Raw genomic sequence first — 26,045 nt, forward strand, 5'->3', positions numbered from 1 at the left:
CAATCGCGAAAGGAGGACCGGTCAGGCCTTCGGCAGCGGCGCTTCGGTGATGGTCGAGGACCCGGCCGGCGCGTCGACACCGAACCACTTCTTGTGGATGTCGTTCAGCGCGCCGTCCTTCTTCATTTCGGTCAGCGCGTCATTGATCTTGCCGAGCAGCGGATGATCCTTGGTCATCATCAGGCCGTACTGTTCGCCGGTCTTGATGCTGTCGACCACGGCCAACCCCTTCATCTTGGTGAAAGCGTACTGCATGCCGGGCACGTCGCTGACGACGCCGTCGACACGGCCGGCGGCGAGGTCGAGCAACACTTCCTGCTGCGTGTTGTAGCCTTTCACCTCGGCAAAGCCCTGCGCTGCCTGATTCTCCTTCGACCACTTCTCGCCGGTCGAGCCGGACAGCACGCCGACCACCTTGCCGTTCAGGTCGGCGAGCGTCTTCACCGCGCCGTCGGTCTTGGCGGCGATACCCATATCGGAATCGTAGTAGGGCTGGGTGAAGGACTGCGAGCCCAGACGCTCCTTGGTGATGGTGATCGAGGAGATCGCCACATCGATACGGCCGGAGCTGGTGGCGGCGAAGAGGGGCTGGAAGTCGAGCCCCTGGACCTCGACGGTCATGCCGATGCGCTTGGCCGCCTCGGTCACGATGTCGACCTCAAAACCCTCGAAATTGCCGCTCTCGGCCTTGAATTCGAAAGGCGGGTTGTTCGGGTAGGAACCTACATTCAGCACGCCCTCGGCCGAGGCGGCGGTCGGGCCTCCCGCAATGCCGATGGCGGCGGCGAGAATAAGCAAATTGCGACGCGTGAAGTTCATATCGTTTCCCCTGTTGTGATCCGGCCGGTCCGTCCGCCCGGTTGTTGTTGCCGTCCGCTTTCCGGGCGGAGCGTCAATTCAGTGTTTCACCATACGGCACATCGCCGTCGCCAGCCGCTCACGATCATGGCACGCGCGGATGGGCGACAAAATTCTGGAAGCATTCCGGGGAGGCTGACAGGCGCCAGTCCAATGCGAATCCGGGCGCGAATGCCGCTGGCCTCGGTCGCGAACATGGACTGCGGCGGCATGAACGACACAAGGACCCTTTCGTCAGAGGACCGCGGGCATAAAAGTAGCAGATGCGGTCGGATGCTATCCGATGTGTGGCACATTTCAAGGCAAAAGTTTTAAGCCTAAAAGTTCTTGCCGGAATTGACGGTCTGGGAAGTTTCCACAACGCTCCGAATCGCTGTTTCAGGCTTGAAATATCTGCACGACACCGTAGCCTGCATGCGAGGAACCTGTCCATGATCAAGCAGCATCCGCTCAAAGGCTCCAACCGGCTGAAGCTCGGCATTTTCTCGACCAACGCGGATGGCGGCCTCGCGATCACCGACGTGCCGGAACGCTGGCTGGCCACATGGCAGGACAATCTCACCGCCGCGCAGATCGCCGATCGCGCCGGTCTCGAATTCACCCTGCCAATCGCGCGCTGGCGCGGCTTCGGCGGGCGCAACCGCGTGCGGGAATGGTCGTTCGAGACCTTCACATGGGCTGCTGGTCTGGCGGCCGCGACCGAGCGCATCGGGCTGTTTATGACGGTGCATGTGCCATTGGTTCACCCGCTCTACGCGGCGAAGTCGCTGGCGACCGTCGATCACATCAGCCAGGGCCGGGCCGGCCTCAACATCGTCTGTGGCTGGAACCCGAAGGAATTCGGCATGTTCGGCACGCCTTTGGTGGAGAAAGGCTACGATCAGGCCGCCGAATGGATCGCCATCGTCGAAAGGCTTTATGCATCAGATGCGCCTATCGACCATGAAGGGGAATACTATCACCTGAAGCAGGCGGTCAGCCGTCCCGCAAGCCTGCAGATCCCGCGCCCCGTCACAATGAACGCCGCCTTCGGCGGGCCGGGCCGGGACTTCGCCGCGGCCAATTGCGACTATCTCTTCACCACCTTCTCCGAAATGGCGGATGCCGGGAAGCATGTGGCGGACATACGCGAGCGCGCGGCGAAGATCGGGCGCGAGGTCGGCGCCTATACTGTGGCGCATGTCGTTTGCCGCGAGACGCAGGCGGAAGCCGATGCCTACCACGAGCGCTATGCCGTCACCCTTGCCGACCACCCGGCGGTCGATGAACACATGGCCGGCAAGAAGGAGTTTTCCCAGTCGCACGACAAGCATGCCTACGACCAGTACCGGCAGCGTTTCGCCGGCGGCGCCGGCTCCTATCCGCTTGTGGGAACGCCGCAGCGCATCGCCGAGGAGATGATCGCCATTGCCGAGCAGGGATATGAGGGCATCGCGCTGACCTTCGTCAACTACACGCAGGAACTGCCCTATTTCTGCGATCGCGTGCTGCCTGTTCTTGCGAAGGCGGGTTACCGCTCATAGGTTTGGCGACTTGCGTCACTTCGCGGGCGTCGCCAGCGGTTTGTCGCGTTCGACGACATAGGTGGCGATGACCTTGGTCGGCTTGTCGCCCACCGCGCGAACATTGTGCACCGCATTAGCCGGAATGGCATAGGAATCGCCGGCCTTGAGCGTGATTTCCGGCTGACCGTCGATCGCCAGTATCGACTCGCCTTCGAGGATGTAACCGGTTTCGATGCCCGGATGCGAATGCGCGCCGGATTGCACGCCGGGCGACACTTCAGCGATACCAATCACCGTCTTGTAGCCATCGGGAAAATCGAGAGCCTGAAGCGGCGTCCGCTTTATGCCCGACGATGCATCCTGAGCCAGTGCCGCGCCCGACAATGCAAGGAGCGCGACCGCTCCTGCGATGAGACCACGCATTGAAACCTCCTCCTTGGTACGGCAGATGCCATCCTGCGGCGCGGAGAATGCCGCGTCCGGAGATTCTTCGCAATGAATGGCTATGCGGGACCTGGCGGCATTGCTGCCGGGCCGGGCAGGTCGGACGAAGATCATGCGACGCGATGCAGCAGAGGCTCGCCGCTGCGGAGCCGCCGGCAGTTCTCGACCGCGACGCCGAGACTGCGTTCGAACGTTTCGCGGGTCAGCCAGGCGATATGCGGCGACACGACGACATTGTCGAGCCTGAACAGAGGATTGTCGGCGAGCGCAGGCTCCGCCTCGAACACGTCGAGGCCAGCCGCGCCGATATGCCCGGCGGCAAGAGCGTCATAGAGGGCCGTCTCATCGATCAGTGGGCCGCGAGCGACATTGATGACGATCGAGCCGGGCTTCATCGCAGCGAGCGACGCCCGGTCGAGCCATGCTCGCGTGGTGCCGTCGAGCGGCATGTGCAGTGACAGAATGTCGGCGCGCGCCAGCAGCTCATCCTTGGTCAGATAAGGATAGTGCACATCCTCATAACGCGTCCGTCCCGTGTAGACGACATTGGCGCCCATCGCTGTCAGCACCGGCGCCAGCAGCCGCGGCACCGCACCGAAGCCGACAATGCCGATGGTCCGTCCGGCAATCTCGCCAAGCCCGCTTTGCCATTCCATCGGCCATGACCAGCCATCGCCGCGCCGCGTCAATCCGTCGAAGGCAACCAGCTTGCGCAGGCAGGCGAGCATCAACAGCAGCGTCTGCTCGGCGACGGCGCGACTGTTGGTACCCGGCATGTTGCAGACCGCAATGCCCCGCGCCCGCGCCGCGTCGAGATCGATCGTATTAACGCCGACGCCGATCTTCTGGATGAGCTTCAGGCGCGGAGCCGAGGCGATCGCCTCGGCGGTCACGGGCCGCAATATGTGCCAGAGCACGTCGCTTTCCGGCAGCAGATCCCGATAGGCACCCTCTTCCTGCTCGCTGCACAGCGAGACATCGAGACCATCGACGGCAAACGTCTTGACGTGCTCCGACAGCCAGCGCGCACCATCGAAACGGAAGAGGACCTTCACCCGCGCCCCCATGGCAGGGACGCGCGCAGCGGCAGCGTGCCGCCGGTCGGCAGCTCCTCGCCGACCCTCAGCCCTTCGTTCCACTTCGCCATGCGTTCGGAACGCGTGAACGAGCCGACCTTGAGTTGCGGCACGTTCCAGCCGACGGCGAGATGCACGATGGTTACATCTTCCGTTTCGCCAGATCGCGCCGAGACGACGGCGGAATAGCCCGCATCCTTGGCCGCGTTCAGCGCGGCTTTCGTCTCGGTCAGCGTGCCGGCCTGATTCGGCTTGATGAGAATGGCGTTGCAGGCTCCGACTGACGCCGCGTGGCGCACGCGATCGGCGTTGGTGACAAGGAAATCGTCGCCGATGATCTGCAATCCCGGCCCCGCCGCCTGCGTGAAGGCGATCAGCCCCTCCTCGTCGTCCTCGCCAAGCGGGTCCTCGATCGAGACGATCGGATATTTCTTGACCCAGTCGAGCAGCATGTCGGCCATGCCGGCGCGGTCGAGGCTGCGGTTTTCACGGTCGAGTCGATACGTGCCGTCCCTGCCGAACTCGCTGGCGGCTATATCGAGCGAGATGGCGACGTCCTCGCCGGGACGATGGCCGGACCGTTCGATGGCCTGCAAAAGCGTGGACAATGCTTCCTCGTTGGAGTCGAAAACAGGCCAGAAGCCCCCCTCGTCGGCGACACCGGCCAGTTTGCCCTGCTCGCCGAGCAGTTTGCCGGCGGCGCGGTAGACATCCGCGGTCCAATCGAGCGCCGTGGCGAAATCGGGCGCGCCGACGGCCACCACCATCAGATCCTGTATGTCGATCCGCCGCCCGGCATGCGCGCCGCCGCCAAAAATCTGGATCTCGGGCAAGGGCAGCGTGCCCGGCCTGCCGTCCCCTGCCAGATACTTCCAGAGCGGTTTGCGGCCTCCGGCGGCCGCGGCATGGGCGACGGCCATGGAGGTCGCGATGATGGCGTTGCCGCCGAGCCTTGACTTGTTCGGCGTGCCGTCGAGCGCGGTCATGCGGCCGTCGATCGCGGACTGATCCTCGGCGTTCATGCCGAGAAGCGCCGGCGCGATTTCGTCGCGCAGGCCGGCGAGCGCCTTGGTCACATCCATGCCGCCCTGCGCAGCCCCGCCGTCGCGCAGGTCGACGGCCTCGCCGCTGCCTGTCGACGCGCCGGCCGGGGCGATGGCGCGGCCACGCGCGCCGCCGGCCAGCGTCACATCCACCTCGATGGTCGGGCGTCCGCGCGAATCCCAGACACGGCGGCCGGCGACGGCTTCGATTTTCATGCTCATGCAAGGCTCTCCTGCCGCCAGGCGGCGGCGATGGCGGACAGATGTTCGACCGGATTCTTCAGGAAGCGGATGGCGAAGGCGCGGACCCGCTCCTTGTCTTTCTCCGCGGTGATGTATTCGACGGGCGACTTGCCGTCGATGCGCGCCAGCAGCAGGCCGGGCAGCAAGGCCGCGACGCGGGCTTCCAGCGCGGCTGCGGGCTCCCATCCGATACCGGCGCGATAGCTGTCCACGATGGCCTGGAAGCAGTTGAGGAAAGCATGGCGCGCCGGCGGCGTCCAAACGCCTTTCAGCAGCATGTGGTTGAGCAGGAATGCGAGATCGAAGGCCGGATCGCCGAACCATGCGCATTCGGCATCGAGGAAGACGGGGCCGTTCGCTCCGGCCAGAATGTTCTTCGGGCTGACGTCGCCATGCACGAGACAACGCTTCGTCGCGGCCGTGGCGCGCGAAAGACCGAACAGGCGGGCTTCGAGGTCGGGATGCTTTCCGGCCGTCGCTTCCAGATAGGGTTCCAGCCTGATCGCGTGGAACGCCGCGTCGGTGGCGAAGCGGGCCGCGATCTCGGGCCTGTCCGCCGTCGCCGCGTGGATGGCCACAAGCGCCTCCCCGACCTTCGCCGCGAATGCCGGATCGGCGTGGCCGTCGCGCAGTTGCGCCTTCCAAAGTGGGAAATCGGCGGGCGGCAGGAAGCGCATGACGACCAGATGGCTCTCGGCGTCCTCCGCGACGAGTTCGGGAACATTGTCCGGCCGGATCGACCCAGCGACCCGCATCCATTCGGCCTCGAAATGGCTGCGCTCCAGTGGCGCCTCCCATACGGCAGCCACCTTGAGCCTCGCCAACGCGCGTTTCACGCAGAAATCGCCCTTTGCGGTCGAGAGTCGCCAGATTTCCGACGAGACGCCGCCGCTGAGCGGCACGAGTTCCGCGCGCTCATCGAGACCGAGCACGCCCAGCCGGCGAAGGCCGGCCAGCACTCCGTTTTCCGCGTGCGCGCGATCGTCGGTTTCGCCTGGGCGCATATCGTCGTCTCTGTCCCTCTGCCGCTTCCGGCAATATCAGCTAGGTGTCGCTGCCGAAAGGCATCTTCGCCCTTCTCGGGCCGCATCTCGTCGCGCGAACGGGTTGCTTCCTGTTGCCCTGCTGTGCTTCACAGTGGTTCTATTCTGCATATCAGGGAGACCGTCCATGAAGACCCGTGCCGCCGTCGCCGTCGCAGCTGGAAAGCCGCTGGAGATCATGGAGGTCGACCTTGATGGCCCGCGCGCTGGCGAGGTGCTGGTCGAGATCAAGGCGACCGGCATTTGTCACACCGATGAGTTCACCCTGTCCGGCGCGGACCCGGAAGGTATTTTCCCCGCCATCCTCGGCCATGAGGGCGCAGGCGTTGTGGTCGACGTCGGACCCGGCGTGACCTCGGTGAAGAAGGGCGATCATGTCATCCCGCTCTACACGCCCGAATGCCGCCAGTGCCCGTCCTGTCTGTCGCGCAAGACCAATCTCTGCACCGCCATCCGTGCCACGCAGGGCCAGGGCCTGATGCCTGACGGCTCCAGCCGCTTCTCCATCGGCAAGGACAAGATCTTCCATTACATGGGCTGCTCGACCTTCTCGAATTTCACCGTGCTGCCCGAGATCGCCGTCGCCAAGGTCAATCCCGACGCGCCTTTCGACAAGATCTGCTACATCGGCTGCGGCGTCACGACGGGAATCGGCGCTGTCATCAACACGGCCAATGTCGAAGCTGGCGCGACCGCCGTCGTCTTCGGCCTCGGCGGCATCGGCCTCAACGTCATCCAGGGCCTGAAGCTGGCAGGCGCCGACATGATCATCGGCGTCGACCTCAACAACGACAAGAAGGCTTGGGGTGAGCGCTTCGGCATGACGCATTTCGTCAACCCGAAGGAGATCGACGGCGATATCGTGCCGCATCTGGTCAACATGACCAAGCGCGGCGCGGACCAGATCGGCGGCGCCGACTACACTTTCGACTGCACCGGCAACGTCAAGGTGATGCGGCAGGCGCTCGAAGCATCGCATCGCGGCTGGGGCCAGTCGATCATCATCGGCGTGGCCGGCGCGGGCCAGGAGATTTCGACGCGTCCGTTCCAACTCGTCACCGGCCGCGTCTGGAAGGGCACGGCCTTCGGCGGCGCGCGCGGCCGCACAGATGTGCCGAAGATCGTCGACTGGTACATGGACGGAAAAATCCAGATCGATCCGATGATCACCCACACGCTTTCGCTGGACGAGATCAACAAGGGCTTCGACCTCATGCACGAAGGCAAGTCGATCCGCAGCGTTGTAGTCTACTGACAGAAGGTGCATGCTGCCCTCGCTGAGCGGGGACACTGAACTCTGGTCATCGTGAATCCGCTGCGGACATGATTCGTTTCATCGCAAGGGAGGAGAAACGATGCCGGAGAAGCTGCATCCGAAAATCGATAACGGCCTGCCGAAGGAAAACCCCGGCTTTGCCGGCGGCACGCTGATATGCCTGTGTACGAGCAAGCCGGTGAAGGCGAAGGTCAAAGGACAGGTCGCCCACAACCACGCCTGCGGCTGCACCAAATGCTGGAAGCCGGCCGGTGCGGTGTTTTCCGTCGTCGCCGTGGTGCCGACTGCCGATCTCACCGTCACTGAAAATGCCGACAAGCTGAAGGTCGTCGACCCGTCCGCGCTCATCCAGCGGCACGCCTGCACGGAATGCGGCGTCCACATTCATGGTCCGGTAGAGCGCGACCATCCGTTCAAGGGACTCTCCTTCATCCATCCCGAGCGCTTCGAGGAGGACGGCTGGGCGCCGCCCGGCTTCGCGGCATTCGTCTCCTCGATCATCGAATCCGGTGTCGATCCGAACCGCATGGCAGGCATCCGCGCGCAGCTGAAGGTGAGCAGCCTCGAACCCTATGACTGTCTCAACCCCGGCCTGATGGATTACATCGCCACCTGGACCGCCAGGAAGTCCGGAGCGCTTCCGGCCTGAAGCAAGGCAAGGCGCGGTGGAGCGCGCTCTCCGCCGTGTCTTGCCCTCCGCGCCTGCCGAAACAGGTTCCCTTTTCTCGTCGACTTGCTCTATGTGTGCGCCACCATAGGAGTGGCGAGAGGAAGCGTATTCATGCATGTCGACGGCAGGCACTACCGGACCATCTGGCTGAACGCCGACGGCAGGTCCGTCGACATCATCGACCAGCGCTGGCTGCCGCATGAGTTCCGTGTCGAGACGCTGAAGACGATCGCGGATGTCGCGATCGCAATCCGCGACATGTGGGTGCGCGGCGCGCCGCTGATCGGCGCGACGGCCGCCTATGGCATGGCGCTCCAGATGACGGTCGACGCCTCGGATGCGGCGCTCGATCGCGCGTGGGAAGAACTGCATGAAACGCGCCCGACTGCGATCAACCTGCGCTGGGGCCTTGACGACATGCGCAACACGCTGCGTCCCGTTCCGCAGGGCGAGCGCGTCGCTGCCGCTTACAAGCGCGCGGCGGAGATCGCCGACGAGGACGTCGCCATCAACCGCGCCATCGGCCGCAACGGGCTTGAGATCATCAAGGCGATCGCGGCGAAGAAGAAGCCCGGCGAGCCGGTGAACGTGCTCACCCATTGCAATGCCGGCTGGCTGGCGACCGTCGACTACGGCACGGCGACCGCCCCGATCTATCTGGCGAAGGAAGCCGGCATTCCGGTCCATGTCTATGTCGACGAGACGCGCCCGCGCAATCAGGGTGCGCAACTGACGGCGTGGGAGCTCGGCGGCGACGGCGTGCCGCACACGCTGGTGGTCGACAACGCCGGCGGGCACCTGATGCAGCACGGCATGGTCGACATGGTGATCGTGGGCACTGACCGCACGACTGCAAATGGCGACGTCTGCAACAAGATCGGCACCTATCTGAAAGCGCTCGCCGCGCGCGACAACGGCGTGCCCTTCTATGTCGGCCTGCCGTCGCCCACCATCGACTGGACGGTGCATGACGGAGTGAAGGAAATACCGATCGAGGAGCGGTCCGCCGACGAAGTGAGCTTTGTGCAGGGACGCGGCCCGGACGGCAAAACGGTCAGCGTGCGGATTTCGCCGGAAAGCACGAAAGCGGCTAACCCTGCCTTCGATGTGACGCCGGCCCGGCTCGTCACCGGCCTGATCACGGAACGCGGCGTCTGCGAAGCGTCGCCCGAAGGCATGTTGAAGCTCTTTCCGGAGCGGCGTCCGAACCGCTGATTCCATCCGGGGAGCCGATCAGACACTTTCCAGCACAACCGCGATACCCTGGCCGACACCAATGCACATGGTTGCCAGCGCCAGCCGGCCGCCGCGTTCGCGCAGTTCCAGCGCCGCCGTGCCGGTGATGCGAGCCCCCGACATGCCGAGCGGATGGCCGAGCGCGATCGCCCCGCCGTTCGGATTCACATGCGCGGCACCCTCGGCGATGCCGAGTTCGCGCAGCACGGCGATGCCCTGAGAGGCGAAAGCCTCGTTCAGTTCGATCACGTCGAAGTCGACCGTCTTCAGGCCGAGCCGCGCGCAGAGCTTCCGCGTTGCCGGGACCGGCCCGATGCCCATGATGCGCGGCGCCACACCGGCGGCCACGCCGCCCAGAAGACGCGCGATCGGCGTCAGCCCGTGCCTCCTCGCCGCTGCCTCCGAAGCGACGACAAGCGCCGCCGCGCCGTCATTGACGCCGGAAGCATTGCCGGCGGTTACCGTGCCGCCGACCTTCCTGAAGGGGGTTGCCAGCTTCGCCAGAGCCTCCACGGTGGTGCCCGCGCGTGGATGCTCGTCCTTCGTCACCACGACGGGATCGCCCTTTTTTTGCGGGATGCTCACTGGTGTAATTTCCCTGGCCAGCCGGCCACTGGCTTGCGCGGCCACCGCCTTCTCCTGGCTGCGCGCGGCGAAGGCGTCCTGGTCGGCACGCGAGACACCGAACTCCTCGGCCACGGCTTCGCCCGTCTCCGGCATGGAATCGATCCCGTACTGCGCCTTCATCAGCGGGTTGACGAAGCGCCAGCCGATCGTCGTGTCGTAGATCTCGGCGTTGCGCGAGAAGGCCGTTTCGGCCTTCGGCATGACGAAGGGCGCGCGCGACATGCTTTCTACCCCACCGGCGATCATCAGTTCGGCCTCACCGGCCTTGATCGCGCGGGCAGCGGTGATGACCGCGTCCATTCCCGAGCCGCAGAGCCGGTTGATGGTGGTGCCGGGCACGTCCCTGGGCAATCCGGCGAGCAGCAGCGCCATGCGCGCCACGTTGCGGTTGTCCTCCCCGGCCTGGTTGGCGCAGCCATAAATCACGTCGTCGACAGCGGCCCAGTCGACTGCGCTGTTACGCTCCATAAGCGCTTTCAGCGGCACGGCGCCTAGGTCGTCGGCACGAACAGCTGAAAGCGCGCCGCCGAACCGGCCGATCGGCGTGCGAATGTAATCACAGATAAACGCTTCCGTCATTTTAACTGTATCCGCCCCCCGCCTCTTTCCCTGTCGGGCCTGGTGTTCCGAACCTGTGAGCTACCGCTCGCTCAGCCGCCTTACCTGTTCGCTCAATGCAGCAACCTGCTCCTCGAGCGCGGCAACGCGCATTTCCATGTCGGATGCGGGAGCCTGTGTGGTGGGTAGTGCAGTCGGCACCGCCACCGCTCCCGTCAGCAGTTGCGCGTAGCGCTCCTCGCGCTGGCCGGGGGCACGCTCGATCAGTTGCACGAGGGGCGGCCGGCGGCCGATCAGCATATCGAGTTCGCCCCGCAGATCCTCGATCGACGGGAAGCGCGCCATGCGCTCGGCTCGCGCCATCAGTTCGTGCGCCGTCTGCGGCCCGCGCAGCAGCATCAGCGCGACCAGCGCGATCTGGTTCTGCGCGAGCGAGAATTTTTGCGCGAGCAGATGCTCGTAACGCTCCACGCGCGAGGCGAAGGCCTGTCGCACCAGCCCCTTCTGCTCAAGCGTGCCGAGTGCGCGCCGCACTTCGACGATCTCCAGCGCCATGACGGGCTCGCGCGCCGTCTTCTGGTTGGCTGCGGCATGCGCAGAGTTAAGCGTCAGCGGATAGACGTCGGGCGTCAGCTCCTTCTTCTCGGCAAGACAACCAAGGATGCGCGCTTCGATCGGATTGAGAATGGGGAGTTCGTTGTCGCCGGTCATCTGTCGTCTCTGGCATCGCAATCGATTTTACACCGTGACGATTTACACGGCTGCGCTTTGGGTGTCTCCTGCCGAAGAGCATTGGAGGGCGCAATGTTCTTCGGTATATCGACACTTCAGACCTTTCACGTTCTCGTCAGTCTGGCTGGCATCGCGACGGGACTGATCGTGCTTGCAGGCATGCTGACCTCGCGGCACAAGGATCGTCTCATTCCGGTTTTCCTGGGCACGACATTGGTGACGACGCTGACCGGGTTCCTGTTCCCGTTCAACGGATTCACGCCCGCGCTGGGTGTCGGGATCATATCCACGATAGTGATGGTCTTAGCGTTGCGCTGTACTGGCGGCACCTTGCCGGCCGCTGGCGCGGTATTTTCGTACTGACGACAGTGACAGCACTCTATCTGAACACATTCGTGCTGGTCGTGCAGCTTTTCCAGAAGGTGCCGACGCTGAACGCGCTGGCGCCAACTGGTTCCGAGCCGCCCTTCGCCATTGTGCAGGGCGTGGTTCTGCTCGGCTTCATCACCGCCGGGTGGCTCGCCTTCCGCCGCTATCCGCCGGCGACGACATAGCGCCCTGCGAGGCCGCCGGCGTCACGCGACCAGCAGCGCTGCGTCAAACCCGCCGCTCCACCATCATCTTCTTGATCTCGGCGATGGCCTTCGCCGGATTGAGGCCCTTGGGGCAGGTCTGTGTGCAGTTCATGATGGTGTGGCAGCGATAGAGCCGGAACGGATCTTCCAGATTGTCAAGCCGTTCGCCCTTGGCCTCGTCTCTGGAGTCGATCAGCCAGCGATAGGCCTGCAGCAGCACGGCGGGGCCGAGATAGCGGTCGCCGTTCCACCAGTAGCTCGGGCAGGAGGTCTGGCAGCAGAAGCAGAGGATGCACTCGTAGAGGCCGTCGAGCTTCTGGCGGTCCTCATGGCTCTGCAGCCACTCCTTCGCCGGCTCCGGCGAAACCGTCCTGAGATAGGGGTCGATCGAGGTGAGCTGTGCGTAAGGAACGGTCAGGTCGGGCACGAGGTCCTTGACCACCGGCATATGCGGCAACGGATAGACCTTCACCGGTCCCGAAATGTCGTCCATGCCCTTGGTGCAGGCGAGCGTGTTCGAGCCGTCGATGTTCATGGCGCAGGAGCCGCAAATGCCTTCGCGGCAGGAGCGGCGCAGCGTCAGCGTCGGGTCGATCTTGTTCTTGATGTAGAGCAGCGCGTCCAGAACCATCGGCCCGCAATCCTCGAGATCGACGAAATAGGTGTCTACGCTCGGATTTTCGCCATCGTCGGGCGACCAGCGATAGATGCGGTATTCGCGCAGATTCTTGGCGCCCTCGGGCTTCGGCCAGGTCTTTCCGGGCCGGATCTTCGAGTTTTTTGGGAGTGCGAGTTCGACCATCTATCGCTCCTCAATACACCCGGGCCTTGGGCGCGATCTTTGCCGGATCGATGCCGCCTTCGGAAACCGGCAGCATCGTCTCCGTGTGCACCGGCCGGTAGTCGAGCGTCACCTTGCCGGCGTCGTCCACCCAGGCCAGCGTGTGCTTGCGCCAGTTGGCGTCGTCGCGCGCGGAAAAATCCTCGCGGGCGTGAGCGCCACGGCTTTCCTTGCGGGCTTCGGCCCCATGCACCGTCAGGATGGCGTTGGCCATCAGATTGTGCAGCTCGAGCGTCTCCACGAGGTCGGAGTTCCAGATCATCGAGCGGTCGAAGACCTTCACATCCTTCAGCTCGTCCCAGATCGCCGACACGCGCCTGCAGCCGTTCTCAAGCGATTCCTGGGTGCGGAAGACGGCGGCGTCCTCCTGCATGGCGCGCTGCATCTTCTCGCGCAGCACCGCCGTCCGCGTGCCACCATCGGCATGGCGCAACCGGTCGAACCGCTCCATGATCCTGTCGCAGGCGGCGACGTTCAGCGCCGGCACGGGAGCGTCCTTGTCGATCACCTGCGCCGCCTTGATCGCCGCGGCGCGGCCGAAGACCACGAGATCGATCAGCGAGTTGGAGCCCAACCGGTTGGCGCCATGCACCGAGGCGCAGCCGGCCTCGCCCACCGCCATCAGGCCGGGCAGCACGCGGTCCGGATCGTCCTCGGTGGGCGACAGGACCTCGCCCCAATAATTCGTGGGAATGCCGCCCATATTGTAATGCACGGTCGGCAGCACCGGGATCGGCTCGCGGGTGACGTCGACGCCGGCAAAGATTTTTGCCGATTCCGAGATGCCCGGCAGGCGCTCATGCAGCACGGCCGGGTCGAGGTGATCGAGATGCAGGAAGATGTGGTCCTTGTTCTTGCCGACGCCGCGGCCTTCGCGGATCTCCAGCGTCATGCAGCGCGAGACGACGTCGCGCGAAGCGAGGTCTTTCGCGGAGGGCGCATAGCGCTCCATGAAGCGCTCGCCTTCCGAGTTGACCAGATAGCCGCCCTCGCCGCGCGCACCCTCGGTGATGAGGCAGCCGGCGCCGTAGATGCCGGTCGGATGAAACTGGACGAACTCCATGTCCTGCAACGGCAGGCCCGCGCGCGCCACCATGCCGCCGCCGTCGCCGGTGCAAGTGTGAGCGGACGTAGCCGAGAAATAGGCTCGCCCGTAGCCGCCGGTCGCCAGCACCACCATCTTGGCCGAGAAGCGGTGGATGGTGCCGTCGTCGAGGTTCCAGGCGACGACGCCGGTGCAGGTGCCATCCGGCTCCATGATCAGGTCGAGCGCGAAATATTCGACGAAGAACTGCGCGCTGTGGCGCAGCGACTGGCCGTAGAGCGTGTGCAGGATGGCGTGTCCGGTGCGGTCGGCCGCCGCGCAGGTACGTTGCACGGGCGGACCGTCGCCGAAGTTCATCATGTGGCCGCCGAAGGGACGCTGGTAGATCTTGCCTTCCTCCGTGCGGGAGAAGGGCACGCCGTAGTGCTCGAGCTCGTAGACGGCGGCAGGCGCCTGCCGGACCATGTATTCCATGGCGTCGACGTCGCCGAGCCAGTCCGACCCCTTGACGGTGTCGTACATGTGCCACTGCCAGGAATCCGGCCCCATGTTCTGCAGCGATGCGGCGATGCCGCCCTGCGCCGCGACGGTGTGTGAGCGCGTCGGGAAAACCTTGGTGATGCAGGCCGTCTTCAGGCCCTGCTCGGCCATGCCCAGCGTCGCGCGCAGACCTGCGCCGCCTGCGCCCACCACGACGACGTCGAACTTGTGGTCGACATAGGTGTAGGCCGGGCTTGCCTTTTTGTCCGCTTCAGCCACGGCTCAACCTCCAAAAGTCAATTTGAGGATCGCGAAGAGCGAAACGATGCCGATCGCGACGGTGAAGAAGGTGTTGAGCATCAGGACCACGACCTTGCTTCCTTCCCCGTGCACGTAATCCTCGATGATGATCTGCATGCCGAGCCGCATGTGGTCGAGCGCGACGATCAGAAAAAGCGCCACGGGCAACGCGACGAGCGGCTGGGCCAGCGAGGCGCGCACGTCATCCACGGTCGCGCCGCGCAGCGACAGCACCCAGCCAATGACGAAAAGCGAGAGCGGAACCAGCGCGACCGCGGTCAGCCGGATGCGCCAGAAATGCTCGGTGCCTTCCTTGGCGGAGCCGAGGCCGCGCACCTTGCCGAGGGGTGTTCGCATATCGGTCATGGCAGCCTCATCCGATCAGGAAATACACGGCCCAGGTGGCGACCGTCAGCGCCACCGCGCCGATCACCGTCGCCCAGGCGAGTCTGGAGGCGGTGTGCTTTTCAAGGCCCGCGCCGACATCCCAGACGAAATGCCGGATGCCGCCGAGCAGATGCAGGAAGATGGCGAGGGTATAGCCGAACAGGACCAGCAGCCCCAGCCACGACGTGATCAGCCAATGGACGAAGGCGAAATGGTCGGGCGAGGTCGCTGCGGCGATCAGCCACCAGGCGACAAGCAACGTGCCGACATAGAGCGCGCCGCCGGTGATGCGATGCAGGATCGACATCGTCATCGTGATCGGCCATCGATAGATGGACAGATGTGGCGACAGCGGTCTCTGGCGGGTGGCTGTGGATCTGCTCATGGCTCCCCCGTAGTCAAACCCTTGGCCCCGTCGAACCGACAAGCGCCGAAAGCGGCATGGCGTCGATCATATACGACCTCGGATCGACGCGTTCTAATGCGCTTTTCGCACTGCGTCAAAGCCGGAAAATCATTCAACTGCCGTGATTTAGTCGATTCTCGGAAAGCAGCGTCCCTTGCGACGTTCTTCAATCGATTTGAGTTTTCGGGCCGCGGCCGGACATTGCTATGGCCGTGGACCGCCATGCACGTTAACCATAATTCCCTTCAGTCAGCCCGGTTTGGAACGATCGCTGTTAACAAAGGTTAATTCGCGGTTAATGATGCGTGTGACGCGGCGCGTGGCTCTGACGGAGAACGATGATGGTCTGGAAGGAAAAGATCGGCGTGCTCGGCCTGTCGATAATGCTCGCGGCCGGTGCAACGGCGCTGGGCACGGCCGGGTCGGAAGCCGGACAGCGCGACCGCGACTACGCCTATGCCGATTCGTACGGCAATCTGGTGATCTACAGCCGCGCCGGCTACAAGCGCATCGTCATCGGCCAAGGGCATCTGGCGGCTGAGCTCAATGCCTATTCCGGCGCCGAAGACGCCACGGACGAACCGAATATCGTCCGCCTGAACGACCAGTACAATCTGGTCATCGACTGCTACCGGCCGCCGGTGCTGCTGAAGGGGCGCAGCTACATGTATGGCCTTCGGGACGGAGAATTGCCCGAACCGTCCGGGCGTTGCGCGGGCCAATAACGTTACGAGGCGCGTAGCGCGCCGGATATGGACTCTTTCCGTTGCGATATGCGGACGAGGTCACGTCCGTCGCGCTTTGCCTGATAGAGCGCGTCGTCGGCCCTCCGCATGAGCGCTTCGAAGGTCTCGCCGATGGCGAGTTCGGCAACGCCGAAGCTTGCCGTGAATCGCCGCTCGCGGGGAAGCCCTTCGATCGTCATCGCGCTGAAGGCCGAGCGTGCGCCCTCCGCGAAGAGCCGCGCGGCGGCGAGGTTCGTTCCGGGCAGCAGGATGGCGAACTCTTCACCGCCTATCCGCCCGGCGACATGTCCCGGCGAGGCCGCCTGCTCCAGGAAACCGGCGAAGGCGGCAAGGACGAGATCGCCCGCCGCGTGGCCGTAAGTGTCGTTGACCGCTTTGAAGTGGTCGAGGTCGCAAGCCACCACCGAGACCGGCAGGCCCTTGCGCCGCGCACGCTCGATGGCATGCGCCGCCTGGCTTTCGAAGCCGCGCCGGTTGCGCAGTCCCGACAGAGTGTCCGTTTCCGATTTCGCCGTGGCGTCCCGGAGTATGTCGCCGGCGAGGACGATCATCGTGATCGTCGCGATGGTGAACGCGAACATCGTCGCCAGGGTTTGGGAGATCATCGCGTAGTAGCTGTCGAGATAGGCGGAGGGATTCTCGCCCCAGCCGCCGACGGCATGCGCGATGAGAGGCTTCGACAGGAAATGCAGCGCGCTGGCGGCGAGAACCGCAGCGAACAGATAGTCCAACTTGCGCCTGGCGCCGGCGAGGACGACGCCCGCCGCGACCGATTGCATCGCGAAATAGGCCCACTGGAACGCCATCATCCGGGTGAAGGAATGCCTCGGCAGGTCGTTGACGAAATAGGCGATCAGCGTGCCGGCCATGACGATCGTCAGCGACGCATAGGCAGGCGATCGCACCTGATACCGGCCGGCCAGACCGATGTTGAAAGCGCTCATGCCGAGCAGCAGCACCGCGGCGCTGAACGCCAGCATCAGAGCGTCGTCACCGAAAAACCTGATGCCGAATTCGATGACATAGTAGATCACGCCGCAGGCATATGCGCATGCGAACAACCGCGCGGCCCGCCGGACCGGGCCGTAGATCGACATCGCCAGAAACGATGCGGCGATCAATCCGGACACCACCAGATTGATCATGACGATGAAGGTAGCTCCGCTCATGGCGCCCCGTTGCTTGCGCGTCCACAGAAACACAACGACGCGAAGAACGGGTTAATGACGAACGGCAAGCCTGCCCGACTTTACGAAAGCGGAACTGCGGCCGGCGACCCATCCGGACGCCGGCCGGGCTTTCTCAGTGCCAGTCGCGGATATCGACGAAATGGCCTGCGATCGCGGCGGCAGCCGCCATGGCCGGCGAAACCAGATGCGTGCGGCCCTTGAACCCCTGGCGGCCTTCGAAGTTGCGGTTCGAGGTCGAGGCGCAGCGCTCATAAGGACTCAGTCGGTCGTCATTCATGGCGAGGCACATGGAGCAACCCGGCTCGCGCCAGTCGAAGCCCGCCTCGATGAAGATCTTGTCGAGGCCCTCGCGCTCCGCCTGTTCCTTCACCAGGCCGGAACCCGGCACGACCATCGCGTTGACGGTCGGCGCCACTGTCTTGCCCCTGGCGACGGCGGCGGCCGCACGCAGATCCTCGATGCGGCCATTGGTGCAGGAGCCGATGAAGACGCGATCGACAGCGATGTCGGTCATCTTCGTGCCGGCGGTCAGCCCCATATACTCCAGCGCGCGCTTCTTGGAGTTGCGCTTGTTCTCGTCCTCGATCTCCTCCGGATTCGGCACCACGCCGGTGACCGATGCGACATCTTCGGGCGAGGAGCCCCAGGTGACGATGGGCGGCAGCTTGGCGGCGTCGAGCACGATCACCTTGTCGTAGTGCGCGCCCTCGTCGGACTTCAGCGTCTTCCAGTAATCGAGCGCCATGTCCCAGGCCTTGCCCTTCGGCGCGCGCGGCTTGTCCTTCACATAGGCGAAGGTCGTCTCGTCCGGCGCGATGAGACCGGCGCGGGCGCCGCCTTCGATCGACATGTTGCAGATCGTCATGCGGCCCTCCATCGACAGCGAACGAATCGCCTCGCCCGCATATTCGATGACGTAGCCGGTGCCGCCGGCTGTGCCGATCTCGCCGATGATGGCGAGGATGATGTCCTTGGCCGTCACGCCTTCCGGCAACTGGCCGTCGACACGCACCAGCATGTTCCTGGCCTTCTTCTGGATCAGCGTCTGGGTGGCGAGCACATGCTCGACCTCGGACGTGCCGATGCCGTGGGCCAGCGCGCCGAAGGCGCCGTGCGTCGAGGTGTGGCTGTCGCCGCAGACGATGGTCATGCCGGGCAGGGTGAAACCCTGTTCGGGGCCGATGATGTGGACGATGCCCTGGCGGACATCCTTCTCGGAATAATATTCGACGCCGAAGTCCGCTGCGTTCTTCGCCAGAGCCTCGACCTGGATGCGGCTCTCCTCATTCTTGATGCCGTTCACACGGTCCGGCGAGGTCGGCACGTTATGGTCGACCACGGCAAGCGTCTTCTCCGGATGGCGGACCTTGCGGCCGGCCATGCGCAGGCCCTCGAAGGCCTGCGGGCTGGTCACCTCGTGCACGAGGTGGCGGTCGATATAAAGCAGGCAGGTGCCGTCGTCCTGGCGGTCGACCACGTGATCGTCGAAAATCTTATCGTAAAGGGTGCGCGGTGCGCTCATTTGCGTAAATCCGTCGATGTGCAGAAGAAGGGTGAGCCGGGTCTTGATGCGACGCCCGGAAGCGCGGGATCAGCGAAGTCGGCTGGTCAGCGCACCGGAAATCCGCGCGAAGAAACGCGCCGGCAGACGCTTCCTGTCCTGCAGCACGAACCCCTTGTAAGCCGGATCTCCGAAGAGTTCTTCCATGCGCGGGCTCATACCAGCCTTTTGGCGGCACGGCAATTGTGACGTAGGAGCAGCCTCCCCGGCCGAGTGGACACCCGCAAAGCGGAATCTTAACGCGCCTCGGCTACGAAAGGCCGTCACTCGCGCCTCGGGACGATACGGCATGCTGACTTCGACGGCAAACGTTGCACGGAACGCCTCCGCCGCGCCGCTCGCATTCCTTGCGAAATCGGTGGTGTCCCATGCGGGGCTGGCTTTCTTCACGGCCCTTTTCGCGGTCGCGACGCTCGCCACCTCGGCCCTGATCGACCGGCCGTTCCACTATGGCATGGCGGGACGGCTGTCGAAGCTCTACTCGGTCATGGTGCCGGTGTTCCTCGCCATCCTCCTGATCGGCGCCTTCATCCGGATGGCTTCGGTGGAGAGGCCCGCCAGCCCGGCCCGGCATTTCGCCCGCAAAATCCGTGGCTTCGCCTGCGACTCCGAGCGCCTCGTCGGCATGGCCATCATGTCTGCGCTGCTCGTCTGGTTCATGGCGGGCTTCGCCTTCATGAAGGAATCCATCCCGGCGCTGCAGCCCTTCGACTGGGACAGCACGTTCCGGGACTGGGACCGGATGCTGTTCGGCGGCGTCGATCCGTGGCGGCTGACCTTCGCCGTCTTCGGCACGCCGGCCGCGACGACGCTGATCAACGCCGCCTATCACGCCTGGGTGTTCGTCATCTACATGACGCTGCTCGCCGCGGTCTTCGGCGTGCTCCCCCGACGGCAGCAACTGGTTTTCCTCTATGCCTTCATGTTCACCTGGGCAATCGGCGGCGTCGCCCTTGCCGCGATCTTCTCCTCGGCGGGTCCCGTCTATTTCGAGCGGCTTGGGCTTGGCGGCGATTTCGAGCCGCAGATGGCCCTCCTGCGTCAATTCAACGAAGTTTCGCCCGTCTGGTCCCTGACGGTGCAGGAGATGCTCTGGACGGCCTATCAGAGGAACGGCGGCGACATCAGCGGCATCAGCGCCATGCCCAGCATGCATGTCGCCTCGAGCATAGTCGTCATGCTGCTCGCCTACCGCATCAATCGCGGGCTCGGACATCTCATGCTGGCCTTCACGAGCGTGATGATGATCGGTTCGGTTCACCTCGGCTGGCATTATGCTGTCGACGGGCTTTTCGGCGCTGCCGTCGCGCTGGCTTGCTGGTATGCGGCGGAAAGGGTCGCCGCGCTCGATCTGGCGTTTCAGCACCGCATGCTTCCGCGCGTCGGCAGCGACTGAACCGTTCCTGTATCGCGAACGCTCCGGTCAGTCCGGTTTCTTGCCCGGCAACGACGGCTTTGTCCCGGCATCCCGATCTCCTCTGCCGTCGTCCAGCTTGTCATCAGCGAACCCGAGCTTGACCTCGAATGTGTGCAGAACGCCGAGCACGATGACGACCATGAGCGTGCCCAATCCGGCGAGTTGCCAGTAGCCGAAGCCTGCCGCCAGTCCGATCGCGCCCGCGAGCCACATGCCCGCCCCTGTCGTCAGGCCATGCACCTCGCCTTTCGAGAACATGATCGTGCCGGCCGCGAGAAAGGCGATGCCGGCGGTGATGGCCTCGACCGCGCGAATGGGATCGACGCGCAACGAATCCTTGATGGGATCGGCCTGGAACATCGGGGCGTGCGAGATCTCGACGGTGAGAACGCCGAATGCGGCGGCGGCGATGCAGACGAGGATATGCGTTCGCAAGCCGGCAGGGCGGCTGCGCCATTCACGCTCGATGCCGATCACCGCGCCGAAGACGGCTGCAAGCAGCAGCCTTGCGACGATCACCGGAAAAGGCGTGAAGGTCGGATGGCCGAATTCCTCGACAAGCGCTTCCAAGAATTGCCCCTCATACAATTGCCGGCTTTAACGCAGAAGCCGGCCACAGGTTCCGAAACCGTGGCGCCGACCAAAGGTCATTCCCCAGGTCTGATTGTCCCAGCCGTCCGCTTCCGTCCGGCCAACGGCTTGACAGGCGGTTGCGGTCACACCCCTCTGTCACCAGGCAAACGGGAGTCCCGAGATGGCCGAAATCCTCGTACGTCCGCTCGATCAGTCGGATCATGAAGCGTGGAAGGCGTTGTGGACCGCTTATCTGACCTTCTACGAGACCTCCGTTTCGGAAACCGTCTACGACACCACATGGCGGCGGCTGTTCACCGAAGGCGAATTCGAGCCTCGTGGATTTCTGGCGCTTCTCGATGGCGCGCCGGTGGGGCTGGTGCACTATCTCCATCACCGCTCCTGCTGGTCGGTGGAAGGCAACTGCTATCTTCAGGATCTGTTCGCCGACGCGTCGGCGCGCGGAAAGGGCGTCGGCGCGGCGCTGATCGAGGCGGTACGGAAGACGGCCGCCGCGCGGGGCGTCACCAATGTCTACTGGATGACGCATGAGACCAACACAACCGCGCGCCGCCTCTACGATCATGTGGCCCGACGGACCGGCTTCATCGAATACGACCTGCTCTGAAGCAGGCGTCGCGGAACGAGATTGACTTGGCCGCGTCCCTGACGCGATATCACGCGCATGTTCCTGCCCCTTTTCCTCGAACTGAAGGCCGCGCGCGTTCCCGTGTCGCTGCGCGAATATCTCTCCCTGCTGGAGGGCATGGAGGCCGGGCTCGTCACCTATGACGTCGAAGGCTTCTACTATCTCGCCCGCGCCGCGCTGGTTAAGGATGAAAGGCACATAGACCGCTTCGATCAGGTCTTCTCGCACGTCTTCAAGGGCGTCGAGGCGGTATCCGGCGAGGCTGCGGTCGATGTCGCCAGCCTGCCGGAGGAATGGCTGCGGCGATTGGCCGAAAAGCATCTCACCGAAGAAGAGAAGAAACTGGTCGAAGCGCTCGGCGGCTTCGAGAAGCTGATGGAAACGCTGAGGAAGCGGCTGGAGGAGCAAAAGGGACGGCATCAGGGCGGATCGAAGTGGATCGGCACGGCCGGCACCTCGCCCTTCGGCGCCTATGGCTACAACCCGGAAGGCGTGCGCATCGGCCAGCACGAAAGCCGCAACCGGCGCGCGGTGAAGGTGTGGGACAAGCGCGAATTCAGGAACTTCGACGATTCCGTCGAGATCGGCACGCGCAACATCAAGGTGGCGCTGAAGCGCCTGCGTCGTTGGGTGCGCGAAGGCGCCGACGAGGAACTCGACCTGCCGGGCACCATCCACGCCACCGCCGAACACGGCTATCTCGACGTGCAGACGCGGCCCGAACGACGCAACGCCGTAAAACTCCTGATGTTCTTCGACGTCGGCGGCTCGATGGACGACCACATCAAGGTCGTCGAGGAACTCTTTTCCGCCGCCGGTGCGGAGTTTCGGCAGCTCGAATATTTTTATTTCCACAATTGCCTTTACGAAGGCGTCTGGAAGGATAACCGGCGCCGGCACTCCCAGGTCATCCCAACCTTCGACGTGCTTCACAAATACGGCCACGACTACAAGGTGATATTCGTCGGCGATGCCGCCATGAGCCCCTACGAGATCATCCAGCCGGGTGGCTCGGTCGAGCACTGGAATCCGGAGGCGGGATCGGTCTGGCTTTCCCGGGTGCGGCAGCAGTGGCCGAATGCCATATGGATCAACCCGATGCCCGAGAAGCATTGGGGCTACAGCCAGTCGACGCGGCTGATCAGCGACCTCTTCGATGGGCGCATGTATCCGCTGACGCTGTCTGGCCTCGAATCGGCCACGCGCGAGCTTTCCCGCAGGCATTGACGCGACGTATGCTGGAGAAGGGGCAATCCGTCTCCTATATTCCGTGCATCCCCAGATCCCGGAGGCATCCATGGACAGCCACAGCTTTCCCGTCACGCGCACAGACGCGGAGTGGCGCGTCAGACTCACGCCCGAGCAGTATTACATCATGCGCCAGCACGGCACCGAGCGCCCGGGCAGCTGCGCCCTGCTCCACGAGAAGCGCGCCGGCACCTTCACCTGCGCCGGCTGCGACCAGCCGCTGTTCAAGTCGACGCTGAAATTCGAGAGCGGCACCGGCTGGCCGAGCTTCAACGATCCCGTGCCCGGCTCCGTCGAAACCACCGTCGACCGCAGCCATGGCATGGTGCGGACCGAGGTGCATTGCGCCGCCTGCGGCAGCCATCTCGGCCATGTTTTCCCTGACGGTCCGCCGCCGACCGGCCTGCGCTACTGCATCAACGGCGTTGCGCTGAATTTCGAGCCTGCCTGACCTCGCGGGAAGTCAGACCAGCGTCGCGATGACCAGCCAGACGGCTGCGCCGAGCGGCGCGATCTGGGCTCGCCAGCCGCCCGCGCGCCCCGATGTGCGCCATACGGCGAGGAACAGGAAGATGTTGTAGGGCAGCGGCGCGAAATGTGTCGCCAGCACCAGCGGCAAGGGCAGTTCCAGCCCGAGCAGCGCGACCGCGAGCAGCGTCGAGACGATATTGATCGTCGTCCCGACAAGCGCCATGTCGCGCCAGAAGAGCAGGTTCAGCGGAATTTCGCCGCGCCAGCGCGCCGCTATGAAGCCGCCGAAGCCGTTCCGGCGGAAATGCTGTATGCCGTTTTGCGCGTCGTCCGCCACGCCGTCACGATATCATCGATGTCGGAAATCGGCACGATGTACGACCGGGGCCAGCAGCGCGGCAACGAGCAACATGACGGCGACGGCGGCGAAGACGGGAGCGATACCCGTATGCTCTGCGACGAGGCCGGTGATCCATGGTGCGCCGAGCACGCCGATGGAGGTCATCGTCGTCACCACGCTCATGCCTGTCGAGGGAGCCATGCCTTCGTGATTGCCCGCCGCGGAAAAGGCGATCGGGATCATGTTGGCCGCACCGAGCCCGGCCAGCGTGAAGCAGGCGAGCGCCAGAGCCGGCCACGGCGCGACGAAGGCGCAGAGCATCCCGAGGCCCGCGAGCAGGCATGACGTCTGGAGCGTTCGGACCGCGCCGAAACGGCGGCGTATGCCGTCGCCGAGGAACCGCATCAGCGCCATTGCCCCGGCGAAACAGGCGAAGGCGAGGCCGGCGATTCCGATATCCACACCCAGTTCCTTTTCCATGAAGAGCGCGCCCCAATTGCGCATCGTCGCTTCCGGGAGGACGCAGATGAGCGCGATCAGTCCGACGACATAGATCGTCGGCAGCGTCGGGAAGGCGAAGCGGCGCATATGGACCGCCGGTTCGGGGCGGTCGCCGCCGACGATATGCCGCCATGCCGCCGCCAGCAGCACGCCGGTCAGAGCCGACACGAACAGCGCGTGGACCACAGGTCCGAAGGCCTGAATGACAAATCCTCCGACACCGCCGGCAAACCCGCCAAGGCTCCAGAAGCCGTGGGTCGACGACATGATTGGCCGGGCAAGACGCCGCTCGACGGTGACGGCATTGGCGTTCATGGCCACATCCATGCCGCCGAGCATCGCCCCCATCACGAAGAGCGCCAGCGAGGCCAGCACGGCATTCGGCGCCAGCACCGCGAGGGGCAATGTCACAACCGAACATACGGCCAGCGGCAGCACGACCGGCCGCGAGCCGAATCTCGACATCGCCAGACCGCCCGCCGGCATTGCGCAGACGCTGCCGAGGCCGAAACCGAGCACCATCAGCCCGAATGTGGCTTCGCTGACGCCCAGCCGCTGGATATAGCTGGGAACCTGCGCCGCCCAACTGCCGACGATGAATCCATTGATGAAGAAAAAGGCGGCGACCGCCCGCCGTCCGCGCTGCGCGGACACAAGAGGATTGGAAGCGTCCATTCAGTGCCTCGGCGCGACGAACGCCCCATTCCTAGATCGATGCGATGGCAAGTCAATGCTGACGGATACGGGCGAGATGGCTTGGCACGGAAGGAAGTGCAGCGGCCGGCCGGCGTCTCATTTTCCTTTATTTTTGGCTCTGTATGGCATTGCGTCGCATGAAAGGCGCATCTTGGCCACATTCTCGTCAGATTCTCCGTCAGAAAGAAAGTTGAACAAAAAGTGAGCGTTGCCCGGCGGAGCGCGGGGGTTGTTCCGTTTCGCGAGGTATGACAACGCCGATGTGGAGGGTTGTGATGAGCATCCCCGCTGGAGAGACGCGCCGGCCACGCATTCAATGGCATGATGACGGGTCATCCCCGCGCGCGCGTAACGTGATCTTCGACGATGCCTCGCCCTACAAGGCGCTTGGCCTGGCAGTTGCGCTCGGCATTCTGTCGATCGTCGCCGTTGTCGGCGTGATCCAGTTTCAAAGGCAGGGCATGTGGTCCGACGTCGGCTCCTCGATCGTGGAGGAAGCGCGGGCAACTCCCGCGGAAGCAGTAGTCGCCGATGCGAAACCGGACCCTGCCATAACGAAGCCGGCTGCGGTTGATGTTCCGGCCGCCGCAGCCAACACAACCAGCATCAGCGCCGCAGATACGGCCGCGCGCGCCGAGCCTGCCGCGATCGTCGAGACGGCCGAGGCGCTTGTCCGCAGCGTGGGTGCAGAACTTTCGGTCCCCGCTTCCACCGACGCTCAGGCCAAGGTCGAGGCGATCCGTGCCGACGAGATCGAGGCAGCGGCTCTGGAGCCATTGACCACCGGCGATCCGCGTTGGCAGATGGTCGAGACGGCCTCGATCGCGAACGAACCAGAGACCGAATCGCCGGATATCGCGGAACTTCTGGCCTTCGCGCCGGTTCCCGAACCCGCCCCGCGAAAGAAGCAGCAGACTGCCCTCGCCGCAATGCAGGCCAGGCCCGAGCCGTCCGAAGTCAGGCCGGAAAAAGTGTCGGCCCGCACTACGGGACTTTCGCTCGCAAAAATCCGCAGTTCCGTCTTCCTGCGCGCCCGCCCGGCCGATGGCTCGAAGGTACTGGTCACCATTCCGCGCGGAACCAATGTTCAGGTCGATCCGGGATGTCGTCACTGGTGCGCGGTCACCTATGACGGCAAACGCGGCTTCGTCTACAAGAGCTTCCTGAGCCGCTGAGCCCGGTGGCTGCAGCCAATTTGCCTGTTGGTTTCGGACGGCCGTCATCCGATCCCAGCGTCCTCGACCGGGTATCTCGAAGCATTGAAACGGTGGGCAAGTCGCCGCCAGGCGGGCTCCATTGCGACCAGCC

26 protein-coding genes and 1 pseudogene are annotated in these 26,045 nt (G+C 64.4%); 11 read left to right on the forward strand and 16 right to left on the reverse strand.

Translation table 11 applies throughout. From position 1 onward, the window contains the following. Positions 1 to 21: 21 nt before the first annotated feature. Entirely contained in the window at positions 22 to 819 is a 798-nt protein-coding gene (locus tag M9955_06325) for an ABC transporter substrate-binding protein (protein ID MCO5081262.1), read from the reverse strand. Positions 820 to 1,289: 470 nt separating this feature from the next. On the opposite strand from M9955_06325, the gene M9955_06330 reads away from it, so the two are divergent. Beyond that, positions 1,290 to 2,381 carry an LLM class flavin-dependent oxidoreductase gene (locus M9955_06330; GenBank protein MCO5081263.1) on the forward strand — a complete coding sequence of 364 codons (1,092 nt, stop codon included), beginning with the start codon at positions 1,290 to 1,292 and terminating at the stop codon, positions 2,379 to 2,381. Between the two features lie 15 nt (positions 2,382 to 2,396). Here M9955_06330 and M9955_06335 read toward each other — a convergent pair whose 3' ends face one another. The 4 genes from M9955_06335 to M9955_06350 form a co-directional block, all read right to left on the reverse strand. Beyond that, entirely contained in the window at positions 2,397 to 2,786 is a 390-nt protein-coding gene (locus tag M9955_06335; protein ID MCO5081264.1) for a cupin domain-containing protein, read from the reverse strand. A gap of 131 nt (positions 2,787 to 2,917) precedes the next feature. Then, positions 2,918 to 3,862 carry a 2-hydroxyacid dehydrogenase gene (locus tag M9955_06340; protein MCO5081265.1) on the reverse strand — a complete coding sequence of 315 codons (945 nt, stop codon included), beginning with the start codon at positions 3,860 to 3,862 and terminating at the stop codon, positions 2,918 to 2,920. Continuing rightward, complete coding sequence (eno, locus tag M9955_06345; protein MCO5081266.1) at positions 3,859 to 5,148, reverse strand: phosphopyruvate hydratase; 1,290 nt, start codon at positions 5,146 to 5,148, stop codon at positions 3,859 to 3,861. Before eno ends, M9955_06340 begins: the two co-directional genes overlap by 4 nt. Continuing rightward, on the reverse strand, positions 5,145 to 6,173 hold the full coding sequence (locus M9955_06350) for an aminoglycoside phosphotransferase family protein (protein ID MCO5081267.1): 1,029 nt from the start codon (positions 6,171 to 6,173) through the stop codon (positions 5,145 to 5,147). Before M9955_06350 ends, eno begins: the two co-directional genes overlap by 4 nt. A gap of 166 nt (positions 6,174 to 6,339) precedes the next feature. On the opposite strand from M9955_06350, the gene M9955_06355 reads away from it, so the two are divergent. From M9955_06355 to mtnA, 3 genes are all read left to right on the forward strand, one after another. Further along, positions 6,340 to 7,467 carry an S-(hydroxymethyl)glutathione dehydrogenase/class III alcohol dehydrogenase gene (locus M9955_06355; protein ID MCO5081268.1) on the forward strand — a complete coding sequence of 376 codons (1,128 nt, stop codon included), beginning with the start codon at positions 6,340 to 6,342 and terminating at the stop codon, positions 7,465 to 7,467. 100 nt (positions 7,468 to 7,567) lie between these two features. Continuing rightward, positions 7,568 to 8,137 (forward strand): S-(hydroxymethyl)glutathione synthase, encoded by a 570-nt coding sequence (gfa, locus tag M9955_06360; protein ID MCO5081269.1) that lies wholly within the window; start codon positions 7,568 to 7,570, stop codon positions 8,135 to 8,137. A 132-nt stretch (positions 8,138 to 8,269) separates the two neighbouring features. Then, positions 8,270 to 9,373, forward strand: coding sequence for an S-methyl-5-thioribose-1-phosphate isomerase (gene mtnA, locus M9955_06365; protein MCO5081270.1), 1,104 nt, complete (start codon positions 8,270 to 8,272; stop codon positions 9,371 to 9,373). A gap of 18 nt (positions 9,374 to 9,391) precedes the next feature. On the opposite strand, the gene pcaF is transcribed toward mtnA, so the two are convergent. Together pcaF and M9955_06375 are read right to left on the reverse strand one after the other, a co-directional pair. Further along, positions 9,392 to 10,600: a 3-oxoadipyl-CoA thiolase gene (gene pcaF / locus M9955_06370; protein ID MCO5081271.1), complete on the reverse strand. Its 1,209-nt coding sequence runs from the start codon at positions 10,598 to 10,600 to the stop codon at positions 9,392 to 9,394. A gap of 60 nt (positions 10,601 to 10,660) precedes the next feature. Beyond that, a complete protein-coding gene (locus M9955_06375; GenBank protein ID MCO5081272.1) occupies positions 10,661 to 11,290 on the reverse strand; it encodes a DUF480 domain-containing protein in 630 nt (209 codons plus the stop codon). 93 nt (positions 11,291 to 11,383) lie between these two features. On the opposite strand from M9955_06375, the pseudogene M9955_06380 reads away from it, so the two are divergent. Continuing rightward, positions 11,384 to 11,865: pseudogene (locus M9955_06380) on the forward strand (hypothetical protein). A 43-nt stretch (positions 11,866 to 11,908) separates the two neighbouring features. Here M9955_06380 and M9955_06385 read toward each other — a convergent pair. From M9955_06385 to sdhC, 4 genes are read right to left on the reverse strand one after another with little or no spacing between them, the layout of a single operon-like run. Continuing rightward, a complete protein-coding gene (locus M9955_06385; protein ID MCO5081273.1) occupies positions 11,909 to 12,688 on the reverse strand; it encodes a succinate dehydrogenase iron-sulfur subunit in 780 nt (259 codons plus the stop codon). 10 nt (positions 12,689 to 12,698) lie between these two features. Continuing rightward, the gene (gene sdhA, locus M9955_06390) at positions 12,699 to 14,531 is read right to left on the reverse strand and encodes a succinate dehydrogenase flavoprotein subunit (protein ID MCO5081274.1); all 1,833 of its coding nucleotides are present in this window, start codon (positions 14,529 to 14,531) and stop codon (positions 12,699 to 12,701) included. A 3-nt stretch (positions 14,532 to 14,534) separates the two neighbouring features. Next, complete coding sequence (sdhD, locus tag M9955_06395; GenBank protein ID MCO5081275.1) at positions 14,535 to 14,918, reverse strand: succinate dehydrogenase, hydrophobic membrane anchor protein; 384 nt, start codon at positions 14,916 to 14,918, stop codon at positions 14,535 to 14,537. 7 nt (positions 14,919 to 14,925) lie between these two features. Further along, the gene (gene sdhC, locus M9955_06400) at positions 14,926 to 15,324 is read right to left on the reverse strand and encodes a succinate dehydrogenase, cytochrome b556 subunit (GenBank protein MCO5081276.1); all 399 of its coding nucleotides are present in this window, start codon (positions 15,322 to 15,324) and stop codon (positions 14,926 to 14,928) included. Positions 15,325 to 15,686: 362 nt separating this feature from the next. Between sdhC and M9955_06405 the strand changes: the two genes are divergently transcribed. Next, positions 15,687 to 16,070 carry a hypothetical protein gene (locus M9955_06405; protein ID MCO5081277.1) on the forward strand — a complete coding sequence of 128 codons (384 nt, stop codon included), beginning with the start codon at positions 15,687 to 15,689 and terminating at the stop codon, positions 16,068 to 16,070. A 2-nt stretch (positions 16,071 to 16,072) separates the two neighbouring features. Here the strand turns inward: M9955_06405 and M9955_06410 are convergent, their stop codons facing one another. Then, entirely contained in the window at positions 16,073 to 17,260 is a 1,188-nt protein-coding gene (locus tag M9955_06410) for a GGDEF domain-containing protein (protein MCO5081278.1), read from the reverse strand. A 133-nt stretch (positions 17,261 to 17,393) separates the two neighbouring features. Then, positions 17,394 to 18,803: a 3-isopropylmalate dehydratase large subunit gene (gene leuC, locus M9955_06415; protein MCO5081279.1), complete on the reverse strand. Its 1,410-nt coding sequence runs from the start codon at positions 18,801 to 18,803 to the stop codon at positions 17,394 to 17,396. A gap of 328 nt (positions 18,804 to 19,131) precedes the next feature. On the opposite strand from leuC, the gene M9955_06420 reads away from it, so the two are divergent. Beyond that, positions 19,132 to 20,238: a phosphatase PAP2 family protein gene (locus tag M9955_06420; GenBank protein MCO5081280.1), complete on the forward strand. Its 1,107-nt coding sequence runs from the start codon at positions 19,132 to 19,134 to the stop codon at positions 20,236 to 20,238. Between the two features lie 27 nt (positions 20,239 to 20,265). On the opposite strand, the gene M9955_06425 is transcribed toward M9955_06420, so the two are convergent. After that, on the reverse strand, positions 20,266 to 20,829 hold the full coding sequence (locus M9955_06425; GenBank protein MCO5081281.1) for an MgtC/SapB family protein: 564 nt from the start codon (positions 20,827 to 20,829) through the stop codon (positions 20,266 to 20,268). 184 nt (positions 20,830 to 21,013) lie between these two features. Here M9955_06425 and M9955_06430 point away from each other — a divergent pair, with 184 nt between their 5' ends. The 3 genes from M9955_06430 to msrB all read left to right on the forward strand — a co-directional run bounded on the left by M9955_06430 (position 21,014) and on the right by msrB (position 23,180). Next, positions 21,014 to 21,460: a GNAT family N-acetyltransferase gene (locus M9955_06430; GenBank protein MCO5081282.1), complete on the forward strand. Its 447-nt coding sequence runs from the start codon at positions 21,014 to 21,016 to the stop codon at positions 21,458 to 21,460. Between the two features lie 57 nt (positions 21,461 to 21,517). Beyond that, entirely contained in the window at positions 21,518 to 22,708 is a 1,191-nt protein-coding gene (locus tag M9955_06435) for a VWA domain-containing protein (GenBank protein MCO5081283.1), read from the forward strand. Between the two features lie 70 nt (positions 22,709 to 22,778). Beyond that, positions 22,779 to 23,180, forward strand: a complete 402-nt coding sequence (gene msrB / locus M9955_06440; protein MCO5081284.1) for a peptide-methionine (R)-S-oxide reductase MsrB — start codon at positions 22,779 to 22,781, stop codon at positions 23,178 to 23,180. Between the two features lie 12 nt (positions 23,181 to 23,192). On the opposite strand, the gene M9955_06445 is transcribed toward msrB, so the two are convergent. Both M9955_06445 and M9955_06450 read right to left on the reverse strand, forming a co-directional pair. Further along, positions 23,193 to 23,537, reverse strand: a complete 345-nt coding sequence (locus M9955_06445; GenBank protein ID MCO5081285.1) for a hypothetical protein — start codon at positions 23,535 to 23,537, stop codon at positions 23,193 to 23,195. Between the two features lie 12 nt (positions 23,538 to 23,549). After that, positions 23,550 to 24,716, reverse strand: a complete 1,167-nt coding sequence (locus M9955_06450; GenBank protein ID MCO5081286.1) for an MFS transporter — start codon at positions 24,714 to 24,716, stop codon at positions 23,550 to 23,552. Positions 24,717 to 25,012: 296 nt separating this feature from the next. On the opposite strand from M9955_06450, the gene M9955_06455 reads away from it, so the two are divergent. Then, complete coding sequence (locus tag M9955_06455) at positions 25,013 to 25,912, forward strand: SH3 domain-containing protein (GenBank protein MCO5081287.1); 900 nt, start codon at positions 25,013 to 25,015, stop codon at positions 25,910 to 25,912. Positions 25,913 to 26,045: the final 133 nt, after the last annotated feature.

The organism is Rhizobiaceae bacterium, from assembly GCA_023953845.1.
Taxonomy (GTDB): domain Bacteria; phylum Pseudomonadota; class Alphaproteobacteria; order Rhizobiales; family Rhizobiaceae; genus Arvimicrobium.